General features: G+C 71.3%; 19 protein-coding genes. 14 read left to right on the forward strand and 5 right to left on the reverse strand.

Annotated elements, in window-relative coordinates; all coding sequences use genetic code 11:
* The first annotated feature begins 42 nt into the window (after positions 1-42).
* The 3 genes from RM788_RS26940 to hpt are packed head-to-tail and all read left to right on the forward strand — an operon-like array spanning position 43 to position 2,619.
* Positions 43-1,110 carry an Rv3626c family coenzyme F420 biosynthesis-associated protein gene (locus RM788_RS26940; RefSeq protein WP_315934557.1) on the forward strand — a complete coding sequence of 356 codons (1,068 nt, stop codon included), beginning with the start codon at positions 43-45 and terminating at the stop codon, positions 1,108-1,110.
* Positions 1,107-2,054, forward strand: coding sequence for a tRNA lysidine(34) synthetase TilS (gene tilS / locus RM788_RS26945; protein ID WP_315934558.1), 948 nt, complete (start codon positions 1,107-1,109; stop codon positions 2,052-2,054). Before RM788_RS26940 ends, tilS begins: the two co-directional genes overlap by 4 nt.
* A 13-nt stretch (positions 2,055-2,067) precedes the next feature.
* Positions 2,068-2,619 (forward strand): hypoxanthine phosphoribosyltransferase, encoded by a 552-nt coding sequence (gene hpt / locus RM788_RS26950; RefSeq protein ID WP_315934559.1) that lies wholly within the window; start codon positions 2,068-2,070, stop codon positions 2,617-2,619.
* 88 nt (positions 2,620-2,707) lie between these two features.
* On the opposite strand, the gene RM788_RS26955 is transcribed toward hpt, so the two are convergent.
* Positions 2,708-4,354 (reverse strand): substrate-binding and VWA domain-containing protein, encoded by a 1,647-nt coding sequence (locus RM788_RS26955; protein ID WP_315934560.1) that lies wholly within the window; start codon positions 4,352-4,354, stop codon positions 2,708-2,710.
* 603 nt (positions 4,355-4,957) lie between these two features.
* Between RM788_RS26955 and ftsH the strand changes: the two genes are divergently transcribed.
* From ftsH to RM788_RS27000, 9 genes are all read left to right on the forward strand, one after another.
* Positions 4,958-7,168, forward strand: coding sequence for an ATP-dependent zinc metalloprotease FtsH (gene ftsH, locus RM788_RS26960; RefSeq protein ID WP_315934561.1), 2,211 nt, complete (start codon positions 4,958-4,960; stop codon positions 7,166-7,168).
* A complete protein-coding gene (gene folE / locus RM788_RS26965; RefSeq protein ID WP_315934562.1) occupies positions 7,165-7,806 on the forward strand; it encodes a GTP cyclohydrolase I FolE in 642 nt (213 codons plus the stop codon). The genes ftsH and folE overlap by 4 nt, the downstream gene beginning before the upstream one ends.
* A 29-nt stretch (positions 7,807-7,835) precedes the next feature.
* Positions 7,836-8,627, forward strand: a complete 792-nt coding sequence (gene folP / locus RM788_RS26970) for a dihydropteroate synthase (RefSeq protein WP_315934774.1) — start codon at positions 7,836-7,838, stop codon at positions 8,625-8,627.
* Positions 8,628-8,839: 212 nt separating this feature from the next.
* Positions 8,840-9,205 (forward strand): dihydroneopterin aldolase, encoded by a 366-nt coding sequence (gene folB, locus RM788_RS26975; RefSeq protein WP_315934563.1) that lies wholly within the window; start codon positions 8,840-8,842, stop codon positions 9,203-9,205.
* Complete coding sequence (gene folK / locus RM788_RS26980; protein ID WP_315934564.1) at positions 9,202-9,705, forward strand: 2-amino-4-hydroxy-6-hydroxymethyldihydropteridine diphosphokinase; 504 nt, start codon at positions 9,202-9,204, stop codon at positions 9,703-9,705. The genes folB and folK overlap by 4 nt, the downstream gene beginning before the upstream one ends.
* Before the next feature lie 26 nt (positions 9,706-9,731).
* A complete protein-coding gene (locus tag RM788_RS26985; protein WP_315934565.1) occupies positions 9,732-10,589 on the forward strand; it encodes a helix-turn-helix domain-containing protein in 858 nt (285 codons plus the stop codon).
* A gap of 14 nt (positions 10,590-10,603) precedes the next feature.
* The gene (locus RM788_RS26990; protein ID WP_315934566.1) at positions 10,604-10,777 is read left to right on the forward strand and encodes a DUF397 domain-containing protein; all 174 of its coding nucleotides are present in this window, start codon (positions 10,604-10,606) and stop codon (positions 10,775-10,777) included.
* 33 nt (positions 10,778-10,810) lie between these two features.
* Entirely contained in the window at positions 10,811-11,263 is a 453-nt protein-coding gene (locus tag RM788_RS26995) for a DUF3180 domain-containing protein (RefSeq protein ID WP_315934567.1), read from the forward strand.
* A gap of 131 nt (positions 11,264-11,394) precedes the next feature.
* Entirely contained in the window at positions 11,395-12,852 is a 1,458-nt protein-coding gene (locus RM788_RS27000) for a DUF6779 domain-containing protein (RefSeq protein WP_315934568.1), read from the forward strand.
* Between the two features lie 19 nt (positions 12,853-12,871).
* On the opposite strand, the gene RM788_RS27005 is transcribed toward RM788_RS27000, so the two are convergent.
* Genes RM788_RS27005 through RM788_RS27015 form a run of 3 tightly spaced genes read right to left on the reverse strand, consistent with a single transcriptional unit; the run spans position 12,872 to position 14,873 of the window.
* Positions 12,872-13,999, reverse strand: a complete 1,128-nt coding sequence (locus RM788_RS27005) for an NADH-quinone oxidoreductase subunit D (protein ID WP_315934569.1) — start codon at positions 13,997-13,999, stop codon at positions 12,872-12,874.
* Positions 14,000-14,016: 17 nt separating this feature from the next.
* A complete protein-coding gene (locus RM788_RS27010; protein WP_315934570.1) occupies positions 14,017-14,463 on the reverse strand; it encodes a DUF1203 domain-containing protein in 447 nt (148 codons plus the stop codon).
* Positions 14,464-14,519: 56 nt separating this feature from the next.
* Positions 14,520-14,873: a DoxX family protein gene (locus tag RM788_RS27015; RefSeq protein WP_315934571.1), complete on the reverse strand. Its 354-nt coding sequence runs from the start codon at positions 14,871-14,873 to the stop codon at positions 14,520-14,522.
* Between the two features lie 63 nt (positions 14,874-14,936).
* Between RM788_RS27015 and RM788_RS27020 the strand changes: the two genes are divergently transcribed.
* Positions 14,937-15,392, forward strand: coding sequence for a MarR family winged helix-turn-helix transcriptional regulator (locus RM788_RS27020; protein WP_315934572.1), 456 nt, complete (start codon positions 14,937-14,939; stop codon positions 15,390-15,392).
* On the opposite strand, the gene RM788_RS27025 is transcribed toward RM788_RS27020, so the two are convergent.
* A complete protein-coding gene (locus RM788_RS27025; RefSeq protein ID WP_315934573.1) occupies positions 15,389-16,420 on the reverse strand; it encodes a class I SAM-dependent methyltransferase in 1,032 nt (343 codons plus the stop codon). The genes RM788_RS27020 and RM788_RS27025 overlap by 4 nt on opposite strands.
* Positions 16,421-16,502: 82 nt before the next feature.
* Between RM788_RS27025 and RM788_RS27030 the strand changes: the two genes are divergently transcribed.
* A complete protein-coding gene (locus RM788_RS27030) occupies positions 16,503-17,627 on the forward strand; it encodes a PrsW family intramembrane metalloprotease (protein WP_315934775.1) in 1,125 nt (374 codons plus the stop codon).
* The last annotated feature ends 96 nt before the right edge of the window (positions 17,628-17,723 follow it).

Genomic DNA, 17,723 nt, shown 5'->3' on the forward strand with positions numbered 1-17,723 from the left:
CGGCCGTCGCGCCCGCTCCGGCGCGCAGGTAGCGTCGGAAGCGTGAACGCGGCACCGCAAGCCCGTGTGGCACGACCGGGCGAGACGACCACCCCTGTGGACTGGGAGCTGGCCGCGAACACGGCCGCGCGCCTGGTGCGGCCGGGGCCGGTGATCCCGAGAGCGGAGGCCGACGTCGCGGTGCACCGGCTGCGGGAGCTGGCTCCCGAGGCCGAGGTGCACGTGCGCGAGCTGACCGGGCTCGGGCACGGCCTCCCGCTGCTGCCCGGCGAGGTCGTGGACCGGCCCGCGTGGGCGCGCGCCGCGGTGCAGGGCCTCGCCGCCCTGACCGACTCCGCGATGCCCCGGACCAGCGGCCCGCTCGGCGGGGTCATGGCGAGCACGGCCGGGGTGCAGGCGGGGATCGTGCTGTCGTTCCTCAGCTCCCGCGTGCTCGGCCAGTACGACCCGTTCGGCGGCGACGGCGGTGGGCGGCTGCTGCTGGTGGCGCCCAACATCGTCGGCGCGCAGCGGGCGCTGGACGTGCCAGCCGAGGACTTCAGCCTGTGGGTCTGCCTGCACGAGTGCACGCACCGGCTCCAGTTCACCGCGGTGCCGTGGCTGCGCGAGTACTTCGCCACCCAGGTCGCGGAACTGCTGCTCGCCATGGACTCGTCGTCCGGGTCGATCACCAAGCTGCCCGAGGTCGTGCGCGAGTTCCGCAAGCGGATCCGCGAGACCGACGGCCCGATCGGGCTGATCGAGCTGTTCCAGTCGGCCGACCAGAAGGCCGCGATCGATCGACTGGTCGCGCTGTCCACGCTGCTGGAGGGCCACGCCGACCACGTCATGGACGCCGTCGGCCCGTCCGTGGTCCCGTCGGTGCACACCATCCGCGACCGGTTCACCGAGCGCCGCAAGGGCGGTGGCGTGCTGGACCGGGCGCTGCGCACCCTGCTCGGCGTCGAGGCGAAGGTCCGCCAGTACGCCGAGGGCGCCGCGTTCACCGGGCACGTCGTGGACGCGGTGGGCATGGAGCGCTTCAACGCGGTCTGGACGTCGCCGGAGACGCTGCCGACCCGCGCCGAGATCACCGATCCGGCGGAGTGGCTGCGCCGCGTCGCACCGTGAACGGGCCCGACCCGGCCGTCTCGGCGGTGCGGACGGCCGTGCGGCGGTTCCTCGCCGACGCCGGCGAGCACCTGACGTGCGGTGGGGTCGCGGTCGCGGTGTCGGGCGGAGCGGACTCGCTGGCGTTGGCCGCGGCGACCGCGCACGTCGCCGGGCGACTGGGCCTGGCGGTGCGCGGCCTGGTCGTGGACCACGGTCTCCAGGCCGGGTCCGCCGAGGTCGCCGAGCGGGCCGCGGGCCAGTGCCGGGAACTCGGCCTGGACGCTGAGGTGCTGCCGGTCGTGGTGCAGGGCCCCGGTGGGCCCGAAGCGGCCGCGAGACGTGCCAGGTACGCGGCGCTGCGGCCGGCCAAGGGGCTCGTGCTGCTCGGCCACACCATGGACGACCAGGCCGAAACGGTGCTGCTGGGACTGGGCCGCGGCTCCGGCCCCCGGTCGATCGCGGGTATGCGTCCGCTCGACCCGCCGTGGGGCAGGCCGCTGCTCGGGACCTCCCGCGCCACCACGACCGCCGCCTGCGCCGCGCTGGGCCTGGACCCGTGGCTCGACCCGCACAACACCGACCCGGCCTTCACCAGGGTCCGGCTGCGCGCCGACGTGCTGCCGCTGCTGGAGGACGTGCTGCACGGCGGGGTCGCCGCCGCTCTGGCCCGCACCGCGGCCCAGTTGCGCGAGGACAACGACGCCCTGGACGGGATCGCCGAAGCCTTCGGGGGTGATCCCGCCGACATCGCCGCGCTGGAGCCGTTGCCCGCCGCCGTGCGCCGCCGGGTGATCAGGCGCTGGCTGCTCGCCTCAGGCACGCCCGAGTTGTCCGATTCGCACGTTCGGGCGGTGGACGCGCTGGTAGCCGGGTGGAAGGGGCAGGGCGGAGTGTGGCTGTCCGGCGGGTTGGTGGCGCGGCGCGCGCATGGCAGGCTCAGGCTTGACCCAAGGCAGTCATGACAGAGGGGACACCGTGTACGACGGCGACATCGCCTCAACGCTGATCACCGAGCAGGAGATCGGCGACAAGGTCACCGAACTCGCGAAGAAAGTCGCGGCCGACTACCCCCACGACGGTGAAACCGATCTCGTGCTGATCACGGTGCTCAAGGGCGCGGTGATGTTCATGACGGACCTGGCGAGGGCGCTTCCCGTGCCCGTCCAGCTGGAGTTCATGGCGGTCAGCTCGTACGGCTCCTCCACGTCCTCCTCGGGCGTCGTCCGCATCCTCAAGGACCTCGACCGGGACATCGCGGACCGCGACGTCCTGATCGTCGAGGACATCATCGACTCCGGACTCACGCTGTCGTGGCTGCTGAAGAACCTGGCGTCGCGCAAGCCGCGCTCGCTCGAGGTCTGCACGTTGCTGCGCAAGCCCGACGCCATCAAGGTCGAGGTGCCGGTGAAGTACGTCGGCTTCGACATCCCGAACGAGTTCGTCGTGGGCTACGGCTTGGACTACGCCGAGCGCTACCGCGACCTCCCCTACATCGGCACGCTGGACCCCAAGGTCTACTCGGTGTAGTGCGGCTGACAAGCGGAAGGGCTCGCACACACCGTGTGCGAGCCCTTCCGCTTGTCGGTGGCCACGACGTGGCCCCGCCGGAGTCGACCTAGCAGTTCGGGCGGCAGCGCCGCTGGCTGATCGCGTCGAGCAGCACGCCCTGGATGTCGGCGGGCTGCAACGCCTGGTAGGCCTTGCCGCCGGTGGCGTCGGAGATCTGCCGCAAGGCGTCCATGTCGGCCTCCTGGCCGAGCCCCACCATGATCATCGGCACCGGCCGGGCCGGATCGGCCTCCTTCTTGAAGGTCGCGACCAGGTCCGCCATGTCGATGCTGGAGATGTCGTCGTTCTTGCCGTCGGTGATGAGCGTGACCGAGTTGATCTTCAGCGGGTCGTAGGTCGACTGCATGAAGCGCCACGCGGCCAGCGCCGTGTCGTTGAGCGCGGTGCCGCCGCCGACGATCGCCGCCAGGTTCTGCGCGCCCGCGACCAGCACGTCGCGCCGGGGCTTGCCGCTCAGCGGCTCGCCGAGCGGGCCGATCGGGACGAGCGAGATCCAGTCGTTCGGCGGCTTCTTGTCCGTCGAGAACGCCCACAGGCCGATGTCCGAGGTGTCCGGCATCAGGCTCAGCGCGGTCAGCGCCGCCTGGGTGGCGGCCTCGATCCTGGTCTGGCCGTTGCTCATCTTCTCGGCCATCGACCCGGACACGTCCAGCACCGCCAGCATCCGCGAGTCGAGCGCGATGGCGCCCCACGTGCGCAGCAGCTCGGACACCTGGTCGGTCGACGGCGCCTTCAGCAGCGTCACCTGGTCGCCGTTGACGCCGTCCTCCTCGGTCGTCCAGCCCTCGGGCGCACGGCCCTGCGGGGTGCGGAACCCGGCGTCGGCGAACCGCTTCGCGGCCTCCGGGGAGCGCAGCGCCTTCTCGAACCCGGCCGCCGCGGACTCCGTGCCGGAGTGCTCGCCCGGCCTGCTCACCCGCACCAGCGGGAAGTCGAAGCCGAGCGTGCCCTCCTTGGGGTAGGAGGCCACGACCCGGCGTTCACCGACCGAGCGGTTGTTCGCGATCACGTTCTGCTCGCTCGCGGTGAACACCGGCGCGTTCTCGGCGCCCTGGGTGACCTTGTTGAACGCGTCCCGGACCGACGGCAGCGCCTCGCGGCCGACCCGCAGCAGCGCGCTGACCAGCTCGGACTTGGGCGACCCGTCGGGGTTGCCGAGCAGGCCGCGGATGACGGCCAGCGTGGCGAGGCCCTCGGTGGACTGCGTCGGGTCGCTCAGCGTCACGCGGACGGCGGGGTCGACCACGCGCGTCCAGCTGACCGGCGTGACCGGCCAGCCGAGCTTCGTCATCGCCTGCTCGGAGCCCGCGATGACCAGCGGCGAGCTGGCCAGCGAGCTCTTCACCTCGAGGCGCGGCGCGTCGGTGCCGATCTCGCCGGCCTCCTTCTGCGTCTCGGCGGCCCACATCGACGAGTCCGGGATCCACAGCGCGGGCGGGTTGATCTGCGCGGTGGGCAGCTCGGTCGCCACGTCGGCGGCGCCCCGCGACTCGACCTGGACCTGGACGCACCGGCCGTCGACGATCGGCTGGCCCGCCTGGTACTCGGCGGCGGTCTGTCGCACGACCTCCTCGGCGGCGGGCGCCACCGCGACCTTCAACGGGAGCGCGCCTTGGCACTCGGCGCCCGCGGTGGCCTTGAGGGCGACCACGGTGACGCCGACCGCCGCGACCACGCCGATCAGCGCTCCCACTGGGAGGAGTGCGCGGCGGAGGAGGCTGGGGGGCTGGTTGCGCGATGACATACCGTCGGTACCTTCGGTTAGGTATTCACCCTTTGAGGGTGACGGGAAACTCTCCGTGTTCTGAGGGTGGCACGTGCTGGGCTGTCGGGGGCTGGGCTCGGTTTCCCATAACCCTTGTGGATCGATGCAGGTCGCTACGTGTTAAACGAAGCGACTCCATCGAGTGTTACGGGTGTCGGGGGCCGGAAGTTCACGCCCAGTCTCGACCATCCGGCGACATCGGCCGCGAGATTGGGCCGTTCGGCCCAGTCGACTGCTGCGTCAGTCGCCTGAGCAATGCTCATGTATTGGAATTCCTGAACCTTTCCGGCCCGCCGTTCGTGTTCGGGGTCACGGCGGGGAACCGCCTGCCGGGTTCGTCCGTTGTCCGCTCAGTACTGTCCGAGTGCACGTTCCTGCCGCATCCCCGCGTGGATCGGCAGGGGCGGGCCGACGGGCGGTAGGCTGGCCGGACGGGTGGACCCGTCAGTGCCCGTCGACGGGAGAGGTGGGGCCCCCATCACCCGACATGCAAGTCAGGGAGGGTCGAGGCCGCCCGACGGCCGTAAGTGAATGGACCGCAAGCGCCTGCTTCGCAACCCGCTGCTGTGGATCGCGGCGGTGTTGATGTTCTACTTCATCTTCACCATGCTCTTCGACGACACCAGGGGGTACACCCCGGTCAAGACGTCCGAAGCGCTGCAACAAGTGCGTGCCGGCAACGTCAAGGAAGTCACGCTCGAGGACAAGGAACAGCGGCTCAAGCTGACCTTGAACCCCGGCGCGAACTTCAACGGCCACGACCGGCTGATCACGCAGTTCCCGGCGTCGTCCACGGACGACATCTTCAAGATCCTGGACGAGGCGTCGAACAAGCCCGTCCTGGAGACGAAGGTCAGCCAGGAGTCGTTCCTGATGCAGGTGCTGATCTACCTGGTGCCTCTCGGGCTCTTGTTGCTGCTGCTGATGTGGATGATGAACAACGCCCAGGGTGGCGGCAACCGCGTCATGAACTTCGGCAAGTCCAAGGCCAAGCAGTTGTCCAAGGACATGCCCAAGACGACGTTCGGTGACGTCGCCGGAGCCGAAGAGGCCGTCGAGGAACTCGAGGAGATCAAGGACTTCCTCCAGAACCCCGGCCGCTACCAGGCTCTGGGCGCGAAGATCCCGAAGGGCGTCCTGCTCTACGGCCCTCCCGGAACCGGCAAGACCCTGCTCGCCCGCGCTGTCGCGGGTGAGGCGGGTGTGCCGTTCTACTCCATCTCGGGTTCGGACTTCGTCGAGATGTTCGTCGGCGTGGGCGCCTCGCGCGTCCGCGACCTGTTCGAACAGGCCAAGGCCAACGCGCCCTGCATCATCTTCGTCGACGAGATCGACGCCGTCGGCCGCCACCGCGGCGCCGGCATGGGCGGTGGCCACGACGAGCGCGAGCAGACGCTCAACCAGCTGCTGGTGGAGATGGACGGCTTCGACTCGCGCGGCGGGATCATCCTGATCGCGGCGACGAACCGGCCGGACATCCTCGACCCCGCACTGCTGCGCCCCGGTCGCTTCGACCGGCAGATCCCGGTGTCCCCGCCGGACCTGAAGGGTCGCAAGCAGATCCTGCGCGTGCACTCGAAGGGCAAGCCCCTTGCCGACGAGACGGACCTCGACGGCCTGGCCAAGCGCACCGTCGGGTTCTCCGGCGCCGACCTGGCCAACGTCGTCAACGAGGCCGCGCTGCTGACCGCGCGCAAGAACGGCACGGTCATCACGGGCGTCGAGCTGGAGGAGTCCGTCGACCGCGTGATCGGCGGGCCCGCTCGCAAGAGCAGGCTCATCTCCGAGAAGGAGAAGAAGATCACCGCGTACCACGAGGCCGGGCACGCCCTGGCCGCGTGGGCCATGCCGGACATCGACCCGGTCTACAAGGTCACGATCCTCGCCCGCGGCCGGACGGGTGGTCACACCCTCTCCGTGCCCGAGGAGGACAAGGACCTGATGACCAGGTCCGAGATGATCGCCCGGCTGGTGTTCGCGCTCGGCGGCAGGTCCGCAGAGGAGCTGGTCTTCCACGAGCCGACCACGGGCGCCTCGAACGACATCGAGCAGGCGACCAAGATCGCCCGCGCGATGGTCACCGAGTACGGCATGAGCGCCAAGCTGGGCGCCGTGAAGTACGGCCAGGAGCAGGGCGAGCCCTTCCTGGGCCGCACGGCCGGTCGCCAGGCCGACTACTCGCTCGAGGTCGCGCACGAGATCGACGAGGAAGTCCGCAAGCTCATCGAGGCCGCGCACACCGAGGCGTACGAGGTGCTCAACACCTACCGCGACGTCCTGGACGACCTCACGCTCGAACTGATCGAGAAGGAGACCCTGCACCAGAAGGACCTGGAGCGGATCTTCGCGCGGGTCGAGAAGCGACCGCGGATCACCCAGTTCAACGACTTCGGTGACCGCACGCCCTCGGACATCCCGCCGGTCAAGACGCCGGGTGAGCTCGCCAAGGAACGCGGCGAGCCGTGGCCCCCGATCGTGGAGGACACCCTCCCGCCGGAGCCCCCGCCGCTGAGCGACCGCCCGCAGGACCCGCCGCCGCCCGCCAACGGGGCGCCGAACGGGTACCAGCCGCAGCCGGTCAACCAGTCGGGACCGCCGAACTACGGCGCGCCCCCCGGCTGGACCCCGGCCACGGTGCCCGGCGGGCAGCCGTCCGGTTCCTGGGCCCCGACCCCGACGGAGCCGACCGAGGCCGAGGCGGGCAAGAGGTCGTTCGACAACGACCCGGACAACCGCAAGTGACCGAGTTCGACCACGACGACGACGCCGGCCTCCCCAGCTCTGGGGAGGCCGGCGTCGCGCGGCGCGTCTTCGACCACGCCCGCGCCGAGCGGGCCGTCCGCGAACTGCTGATCGCCTGCGGTGAGGACCCCGAACGCGAAGGCCTCCGCGACACCCCCGCACGGGTCGCGCGGGCGTACCGCGAGCTGTTCGCCGGGCTCTACACCGACCCGGACAGCGTGCTCGCGAAGACCTTCGACGAGAGCCACGAGGAACTCGTCCTGGTGACCGATATCCCGATGTATTCCTTCTGTGAGCACCACCTCCTCCCCTTCCACGGCGTGGCGCACGTCGGGTACATCCCGAACGAGCAGGGCCGGGTGACGGGGCTGTCGAAGCTGGCGCGGCTGGTCGACCTGTACGCCAAGCGCCCGCAGGTGCAGGAGCGGCTGACCTCGCAGGTCGCCGAGGCGCTGGTGCGCAGGCTGGAACCGCGCGGCGTGATCGTCGTGATCGAGGCGGAGCACCTGTGCATGGGCATGCGCGGCGTCCGCAAGCCGGGGTCGCGCACCACGACGTCGGCGGTGCGGGGGGTCCTGCGCAGCTCGGCGTCGTCGCGCTCCGAGGCGATCAACCTGATCAGAGGACGTCTGAGGTGAGCGTGCCCGAGCCTGGGCACTGCGTCGTGATGGGTGTCCTCAACGTCACGCCGGACTCGTTCTCCGACGGCGGCCGGTACCTCGACCACGACCACGCCGTGGCGCACGGTGTCGCCATGCACCGCAGCGGCGCCGACGTGGTGGACGTCGGCGGCGAGTCGACCAGGCCCGGTGCCGAGCGGGTCGCGGCGGACGTGGAGTCGGCCCGGATCACATCGGTGATCGGATCGCTGGTCGCCGAGGGCGTGCCGGTGAGCGTGGACACCTCCCGCGCCGAGGTCGCGTACGCCGCCCTGGAGGCCGGTGCGGCGATCATCAACGACGTGTCCGGCGGTCTGGCGGACCCCAGCATGGCCAAGGTCGCCGCCGAGGCCGGGGTGCCGTGGATCCTGATGCACTGGCGCGGGCTGAGCCGGGAGATGAACTCGCTGGCCAACTACACCGACGTGGTGCACGAGGTGCGCGACGAGCTGCTGGCCCGCGTGGACGCGGCGCTGGCGGCGGGGGTCCGGGCGGACAACATCGTCCTCGACCCCGGCCTGGGGTTCGCGAAGCGCGCGGAGCACAACTGGCAGCTCCTGCACCGGCTGGACGAGTTGCTGGCGCTGGGTTTCCCGGTGCTGGTCGGCGCGTCCCGCAAGCGCTTCCTGGGGAGCCTGCTCGACGACCGCGAGCCCGACGGCCGCGAGGACGCCACCGCCGCCGTGTCGGCGCTGTCGGCGTTCGCGGGCGCCTGGGGCGTGCGGGTGCACGATGTGGAGAAGTCGCTCGACGCCGTGGCCGTGGCGCAGGCTTGGAGGCGGGGATGCCAGCCGACGTGATCTTCTCAGCGGAGGCTGCGAGATGCCAGCCGACGTGATCTTCTCAGCGGAGGCTGCGAGATGCCAGCCGACGTGATCTTCTCAGCGGAGGCTGCGAGATGCCAGCCGACGTGATCTTCTCAGCGGAGGCTGCGAGATGACCGCCGACGTGAGTGCCCCAGTGGAGGCGGCGACATGCCGGCCGATGTGATCTTCCCCGCGGAGGCTGCGAGATGACCGCCGACCGGATCACGTTGACCGGCCTGCGGGTGCGCGGTCACCACGGCGTCTTCGAGCACGAGAAGCGCGATGGCCAGGACTTCCTGGTCGACGTCACCGCCTGGCTGGACTTGAGCCGTGCGGCCGCGTCCGACGACCTGGCGGACACGCTGCACTACGGCGAGCTGGCCGAGGGCGTGGCCGCGATCGTCGCGGGCAAGCCGTACGACCTGATCGAGGCGCTCGCGGGCCGGATCGCCGACGAGGTGATGGTCGACGACCGGCTGCACGCCGTGGAGGTGACCGTGCACAAGCCGTCCGCGCCGATCCCGCTGTCGTTCGCCGACGTGTCGGTCACCATCCGCCGGACCCGGCCGTGACCAGGGCCGTCCTGTCGATCGGCTCGAACATGGGCGACCGGTTCGGCTACCTCCAGTTGGCCGTGCGGGGGTTCGCCGACGTGCTGGTCGCGGTGTCCCCGGTGTACGAGACGGCGCCATGGGGCGTGCTGGACCAGGCCGACTTCCTCAACGCCGTGCTGGTGGTCGAGTCGCCCGACGTGGACGAGTGGGGCTGGCTGCGCCGGGGCCAGGCGCTGGAGCGTGCCGCCGAACGGGTGCGGGACCAGCGCTGGGGGCCCCGCACACTGGACGTGGACGTCGTGGCGGTGGACGGCGTCCTTTCGAGTGATCCCGAGTTGCTTTTGCCGCATCCGGGCGCTCATGAACGTGCCACTGTGTTGATTCCGTGGCTCGACGTATCACCCGATGCGGTATTGCCGGGATTCGGGCGTATCGCCGAGCTGGACTTCAACGATGAAGATGTGCACTTGCGCGCGGACCTTTCGCTGGGTATTCGTGAAACAAAAATTGGCGAATAACGCAATTCGTCCCTACAATTTCCGGCATGAGCTCGTACAAGCCGAATGTGCGCGAAAGACTCGTGGCCCGCAGTCTTGCGGCTTGGCGCTGGGAAACAGGCCGCAGTGGCGCTGATGTGTGCAAGGTCGCGGGCTTCTCGCAGGCGAAGCTGAGCAAGATCGAGAATGCGCACCACCCGATCAAGCCCGCCGACGTGATGGCGCTGGGTTTGATCTACCAGGTTCCGGACAAGGAGCGGACGCTCGTCTACGAGGCAGCTGAACGGGCCCTCGTGCCTGGCTGGTGGGAGGAGCTGCCATCGGACGTGGTGGCGGACGCCGTGCGCGACTACCTGGCCCTGGAGTCCGGTGCCGCGCTGGCCAGGGTCTTCCGGACCGACCTGGTGCCCGGTCTGCTGCAGACCAGGCCGTACGCGCTGGCGTTGGCGAAGGCATTTGTCCCACGGCCAACTGAACAGGTCGCGTTGAGCCAGGTGGAAGCGCGAATCAAGCGCCAGGAAAGACTCCGCGACGGTGGGAAACCATTGACCGTACATGCGATTCTCGGCGAAGCGGTGCTTCGTCATCCGGTTGGCGGATCGGAGGTCATGAAGGAGCAGTTGCGGCATCTGCTGAAGATGGGTGAGTCCGATCGGGTGGTTCTCCGGGTGGTCCCCGCTTCGACGGGAGCCCATCCCGCTCTGGGATACCAGTTCACCATCCTGTCGTTCGCCGAGGAGCACTTCGACGACGTCGTCTACCTGGAGCAGTTGGCCGGTGGTCGATATGTCGAGTCCCCCAAGGGGCGGGAGCCCTATACGCTGAACTTCGCCGCCCTCGAAGAGGTGGCGTTGAGCCCGGATGATTCGGCGGAGCTGATCGCGGAAGTCGCGGACGGCGGGTAGCTGTGGGGGCGCGGATGTCCGAACTCGAATGGCGCAGGTCGAGCCACAGCGGTGGCGGTGGCAACGAGTGCGTCGAACTGGCCTTCCCGCCCGCGGTGGTGGCCGTCCGGGACTCCAAGAACCCCGACGGCCCGCGGCTGGTCTTCCCCAGGGTCGCGCTGGCCGCCCTCCTCGACTCGCTCGCCTAGCCCCTGGCCGCCGGGTTGGGCGAGGATGGAGCCGTGAGGTTCACCAAGGCACGTGATCTGCTCGCGGCCGGTCTCGTCGCCGGACTGCTCGCGCACCTACTACTGCGGTTGGCGTACGGCTCGTTCGCGGCGCTGCCGAAACTCGCGGGGCTGACCCTGCTGATGATCGCCGCCGTCGACGTCGCGCTCGGCTTCTCGTTGCGCGCCCGGATCCTCCGCAAGCCCGGCGCGAAGCCCGTGGAGCCCCTCACGGCGGCCCGCGCGGTGGCTTTGGCGAAAGCTTCCTCACTTTTGGGAGCGATCATGCTGGGGGGCTGGGCGGGGGTGCTCGTCTACGTCCTGCCGGTGCGCGGCGAGTTCGAAGCGGTGGCTAACGACATGGTCAGTGCCATCGTGGGCATCGTCAGCGCCGGGTTGCTGATCGCCTCGGCGCTGTGGCTGGAGCACTGCTGCAAGACCCCTCGGTCCACGCACCAGGACAGTTAGATGCGACAAGATTGGTCTCAGTCGCATAACTCCCAGGTACCGTATCGCCCATGACCGGCCGAGGCGCGTCGCCGAGCGACGAGCAACAAGATCGCGGTCGTGGCACCGGGCGACTACTTCTCGTAGCGGCAATGGCGCTCGCCCTCGTGGCCGCGGCCTTGCTGGTGCTGAGCGACAACGCCCGCTGGCTGCGACTGGCAGTGGTTTCCGCGCTGTGGGCCGCTCTCGTGGGCGCTTTCCTGGCCGCGCGGTACCGGCGGCAGGTCGCCGACCGCGAGGACGAGGTGGCGGACCTCCAGTCGGTCTACGAGTTGGAGCTGGAGCGGGAGGTCGCCGCCCGCCGCGAGTACGAGCTGGAGATCGAGGCGGAGTCGCGCAAGCGGGTCCAGGAGGAGTCGCGGGACGACCTCGACGCGCTGCGGGACGAGTTGCGCTCGCTGCGGGAGAACCTCCAGGCGCTGCTGGGTGGTGAGGTCCTGGTCGAGCGGGTCGCGCTGCGCGCGGAGTCGACGCGCATGCGGTCGCTGTCCGACCAGTCGAGGCTCATGGCGATCGGCGACCGGCAGATCATCGACACCGAGGGCGACCGCGTCCGCGGCATCACGGCGGGTCCCGTGAAGCCGATGGTCCAGAAGGTCGTCCCGGAGCAGCCGCCCGCCGTGGAGCGCACCGAGCTGATCGAGCGGGTCGTGTCCGAGACGCGCAAACCCGCGCGCCCGGAGCAGGTCCGACCGTCCACCAACTACACCGAGCCGGTGCGCCGCGAGCCCTCGCGGCCCCAGCAGCGGCCCGCGCAGCCGCCCATCGTGGTGCGCCGCGACCCGCCGAAGCCGGAACGCCCGGCCGAGCCGCCGAAGCCGCCGGTGCGCCGCGACCAGCCGACGGCGCGGACCAACCGCCCCGACGTGTTCGACTCGATGGAGATGCGCCTCGGCCAGCTGGGGCAGCCGTTCCAGGAGCAGCGCAGGCCCGAGGCCCCGCGCATGCCCGAGCCGCCGAAGCCCGCCCAGCCCCCGGCGCCGAAGCAGCCCGCACGTGCGCCGCGTCCGCCCGCGGAGCTGTTCCAGCCCGAGGCCCAGCGCCCGGTGGAGGAGCAGCCGCAGGCGAGTGGCCGCAGGCGTGCCGAGGAACGTCCCAAGTGGGAGGGCACCGGTGTGTACAGCACCGGTCGGGGCGAGCCCGCGAAGGAACGCCCGTCGTGGGAGGGCAGCGGCACCTTCGGCACCGGTCGCGGCGAGCCGGTCGACGATCGGCGTGGTGGTGCCAACGGCACCGGTTACGGCGAGCCGGTGAAGGATCGTCATGGTGGTCCCAACAGCACTGGTTACGGCGAGCCGGTGAAGGACCGTCGTGGTGGTCCCAACAGCACCGGTTACGGCGAGCCGGTCAAGGACAAGCGCCCCGGCTGGGAGGGTGGCGGCGCCTTCGCCACCGGCCGCGGCGAGCCCGTGAAGCCCGGTCGCCGCAGCGCGCCGGACCCGGACGACCCCGCGGGCGCGCACGCCGACGGCAAGTCGGTCAGCGAACTCCTGGCCTCGCTGGGGAACGCCGACTCACCCCGCCGTCGCCGCCGCCGCGAAGAGGACTGAGCGCCGGAGCCGATCGGCCCTACTTGTCGATGTCGCCGACCACGACCGCGAACGACCCCAGCACCGCGGCGAGGTCGGCGACGCGCGTTCCGGGCAGCAACGCGGACAGCGCCTGCACGTTGTTGAACGAGGGCGTGCGCAGCTTCAACCGCCACGGCGTCTTCTCGCCGCGCGAGGCCAGGTGCACGCCCGAGGTGCCCAGCGGCGCCTCGACCCGCGTGTAGACGGACCCCTCGGGAGCCTTGACCGCCTTGGGCAGCCTCAGGTTCACCGGCCCGCCGGGCAGCCGTTCCAGGCACTTCGCGATCAGCCCGACGGACTGCCGGGCCTCTTCGACGAGGCAGCGGACCCGTGCCAGCGCGTCCCCCTCGGTCCGGACGACCGGGCGCACGTCGAGGTCGCGGTAGGCGGGCAGCGGGTCGTCGCGGCGCAGGTCGAGGTCCACGCCGGACGCGCGGCCGATCGGCCCGGTCACCCCGAGCGCGAGGGCCGCTTCCCGTTCCAGCACACCGATTCCTGCCAGCCGGTCGGTCACGGCGTGCGCCTCGATCAGGTCGATGTCCACAGTGGACACCGCGGTGGCGACCCGCTCGGTCCACCCCGCGGGCACGTCCTCGCGCAGGCCGCCGATCCGGTTGAACATGAAGTGGATCCGCCCGCCGGACGCCTCCTCCAGCACCGCCTGCACGGCTTCCCGCCCGCGCAGCGCCGCCGCCGTTCCCGCGGTGTCGGAAGGGGCGCGGGTCAGCGGGGCCAGGAACACCAGGTGCGCCATCAGCCGGTTCAGCTCGCACAGCAGCGCGCGCAGCCACTGCGCGCGCGCCGGCACGTCCATCCCGGTCATCCGCTCCACGGCCAGCGCGACCGCGAGCTCGTTGCAGAACGCGGCCAACCAGTCGTGCCGGTTGGCCAGCGTCAGCACCTGCCGGTAGTCCCTGACCTCGAACAGCTTCTCCGCGCCCCGGTGCAGGTGTCCGACCAGCGGCTCCGCGTCGACGATCACCGGGTCGTCCGCGTCGCCCCGGACGGTCAGCCGCAGGCGGTACGCGCCGTGCGCGGACGGGTGCAGTGGGCCGAGGTCGACCACGCGGTCCACGCCGAGGTGGCGCGCCCCGGCTCCGACGCCGACGGTGAGCTGTTCTGGCACGCGGTCATGCTCGCACGTCAGTCCCGCGTGACCGCGAACAGGAAGCACCCGTGCGACAGGCTGCGCACCTGGACCTGCTCGACCGCCGGGTCGGCCAGCAGCCTGCCGGTCATGGCCTCCACGTCGGCGGCGGGGGCGAGCTCCCCGCCGCGGATCCGGCCCTTCGAGTCGTAGGCCCGCAGCACCCTCGGCGCGGCGACCATCGCGGCGGGGAGGACGTCGGTGCGCTCGGGCCCGTCGCAGGCCTCGGCGTGCACGAACACCGGCCCCACCTCCTCGTACGGCCCCGCGCCCGCCTCGGGGGAGTAGCCGAACAGCACGAGCGGCTGACCGCCCTCGGACCTCGTCAGGCAGCAGCGGAGGGGCTCGCCGGGAGCCCCGGCGTGCAGTTCGTGGTGTTCGTCGGTGCCCGCCAGAGCGCGGGCGCGGTCGACGACTTCGGTCGGGAGAGCGTGGATCCTCATGTGGATCAGCCTGGCCGCGGACCCGCCGGATCGCCGGCGGGTATCCGACGTCAGGTTCAGGCGGTGGCGATCCGCAGCGCCAGCGCGACGGCGGCCAGCAGCGCCAGCACCACCGACGGCGCGGTCGCCGCGGCCTTCTCCTTGAACCGGACGTGCACGACCACGGCGCCCGCCATCAGCAGGACCAGCCCGACGCCCGCCGCGATCCCCAGCGGCGCGAACCAGAGCCCGATCAGGAGCCCCGCGGCGCCCGCGTACTCCAGCAGCCCGATCACCCGGTACGAGTCCTTGCCGAAGCCGTGCGCCTCGGCCGCCTCGACCATCACCGGGCGCTGGAGGACCTTCGCCGTGCCCGCGCCGACGAACACGACGGCCAGCAGTGCGCTGAGCACAAGAGTTGCGATGAACATAGCGTCGAACATAGCAGATCGTTGAACTGCTTCAATGATTTGGATCCGGGTATGGTTCATGAGGTGGACGACGAGCACATCGCGCTGAAGCTGACGCACCTCGGCAAGGGTGTGGACGCGACGATGCGCCGCGAACTGGGCGCGTTCGGCCTCTCGCCGAGGCACGGTTTCGCTCTCCGCCACCTCTCCCACCACGGCCCGACCAGCCAGCAGGCGCTCATCGAAGCCCTCGAAGTCGACCCCAGCGTCCTCGTCGCGATCCTCAACGACCTGGAGAACGCGGGCCTCGCGGAACGCAAGCGCGACCCCGAGGACCGCCGCAGGCACATCGTCGAGATGTCCGACCGCGGCCACCGGGCCCTGGAGGGCATGAGCCGGATCGTGAACCACATCGACCGCGACCTGCTGGCCGACCTCAGCCCGTCCGACGTCGAGCGGCTGCACTCCCTCCTCGACCGCCTCCGCATGCCCAGCAGCGGCAACGCCTGCATCGAGGAACCCCCGAAGGACGCCTGCTAGGGCTGCCAGGCGGGCAGCGGCGGCAGCAGGTCGGCCGTCCGCACACCCGCTGTCGCGTGCAGCAGCCAGCCGAAGTCCCCCAGACCTCCGCGCGCCCGCAGTTCCGCGATCCGCCCGTTCCGCGCGCTCGTCTCCAGCCAGGCCATCGGGTCGCCGCCGGGCGGCTCCGCCACGACCCCCAGCGCCCCCAGCGCGTCCCTCTGCGACACCAGCACCCAGTCACCCCCCGCCGCCACCGCGCAGGCGTCCAACGCCACGTGCGCCGTCACGTCGCAGCTCCCGTCGAAGACCGCCTCCACCCGCCGCCCCTCCCGGTACCCGGCCACCGTCCCCTCGCGGTACCTCCCCGCCGCCCGGTCGCCCAGCACATGCCCGTAGTCCACGGCCAGCGCCGCGCCCCGCACCCGCCCCACGGCGTCCGCCCACGCGGCGTCCCGAGGCGCGCCCACCTCTCCCCGCTCCCCGTCCCCCAACGGCCACCACACGGCCATCCAGGGGTCGTCCGCGGGCCCCACGACGACCGGGCACGGCACCGCGTCCAACCACTCGTGCCCGACCAGCAACCCGGTGACCACCGAAGGCGGTTCCCGCACCCACGTCACTCCCGGCACCACCCGCGCGGGCCCCACGTCCACCGCCGTCACCCGCAGCCGTCGCGCGAGGTCCCCGACGGCCAGCGCCCGCACGTCGGCGGCCAGCTCGCCGCCGCCGGCGCCCATGTCCACGAAGTCCAGCCGCTCCGGCCGCCCGAGCGCGGCGTCCACCCGCTCCAGCAGCACCAGCAGCGCCCCGGCCAGCTCCGGCCCGACCATCGGCGACGTCCGGAAGTGCCGCGCGGGCAGCTCCCCGCGCGCGAAGAACCCGCCCTCCGCGTATAGCGCCTCGCGCCACCGCGCTTCCCAGTCGACCACCACCACAGTGTCGCCGCCGACCCCGCCGGGAGCCGCCGTCACCCGCGCGGAGTCGTCCGGGCGCGCGCGTCCGGGCCCCGTCCGCGATTCCGCGTCAACCGCCGGTCGGGTGTGCACCTACAGTTTCCCCGTGACCGACGCCGACGCACTGCCGACGCCGCCTACCGCCCGCAAGCGCCGCGAACAGCGCCGCTGGACCGTGCTGCTGCCGGTCGTGGGCCTCATCGCGCTGGCCTGCTCCGGGCTGGTGATGTTCGCGCTCGGCACCAGCACGACGGGCCTGCTGCCGATCCTGGTCGGCATGCTGGCCGCGCTGGTGCCGGTCGGACCGGTGCTCATGGCCTACCTGTGGGTGGACCGCTGGGAGCCGGAACCCGCGAAGATCCTGCTGCTGGCGTTCGCCTGGGGCGCGCTGGGGGCGACGATCTGCTCGCTGGCGTTCAACTCGCGGGCGCAGGCGATCGGCGACCTGATCCAGCAGGGCTTCGGCGCCGACTTCGCCGCCGTCATCGGCGCGCCGATCGCCGAGGAGGCCGCGAAGGCGGCGTTCCTGGTGGTGCTGTTCGTCAGGCGCCGCAACGAGTTCGACGGCGTGGTGGACGGCATCGTCTACGCCGGTGTCACGGCGGCGGGCTTCGCGTTCACCGAGAACATCTGGTACTTCGCCAGGGTCTTCAACGAGGGCGGCTTCGGCTCCGCGAGCAGCGGCATCGTCGGGCTGTTCATCCTGCGCGGGGTGCTGGCGCCGTTCGCGCACCCGCTGTTCACGTCGCTGACCGGCATCGGGATCGGCATCGCCGCGCTGAGCGGCAACAGGGTCGTGCGGGTCGTCGCGCCGGTCGTCGGCTACCTGTGCGCGGCCGGTCTGCACTCGCTGTGGAACTTCTCCACGACCGTCGGCGACGGCACGACGTTCATCAACCTGTACTTCCTGATCATGGTGCCGATCTTCGCGGGCATGGTCGTGCTGGTGGTCTGGCAGCGCCGCCGCGAGCAGCGCATCGTCGCAGCCCAGCTGCCCGACATGGAGGCGCACCGGTGGATCGCGGCCAGCGAGGTCTCGCTGCTGGCGAGCATGCCCGGCCGGAAGAACTGGCGGCGGATCGTGCGCCGCAAGGTCGGCGAGCGGGCGTCCCGCGCGGTCGCCGCCTACCAGCACGCGGTCACGGAACTGGCGTTCCTGCGGCACCGGATGTCCCAGGGCACCGCGGGAGCGGACGCGGAGCAGCGGCACCGGGTGCTGCTGTCGGCGCTGCTGGCCGCCCGCCAGACCGCCGTCGACGCGCCCGGCGCGGCCAAGGCCGAAGGCGGACAGCACGGGTGAAGCTGGTCACCCGGACCACACATTCGGATTTCCCCCCGATTACGCTCGCGGCCGTCGTCCGGTACCCGCGGAAAGGTCGGGACTGGAACGCCAGAA

Origin of the sequence: Umezawaea sp. Da 62-37, from assembly GCF_032460545.1 — a bacterium.
Classification (GTDB): Bacteria; Actinomycetota; Actinomycetes; order Mycobacteriales; family Pseudonocardiaceae; genus Umezawaea.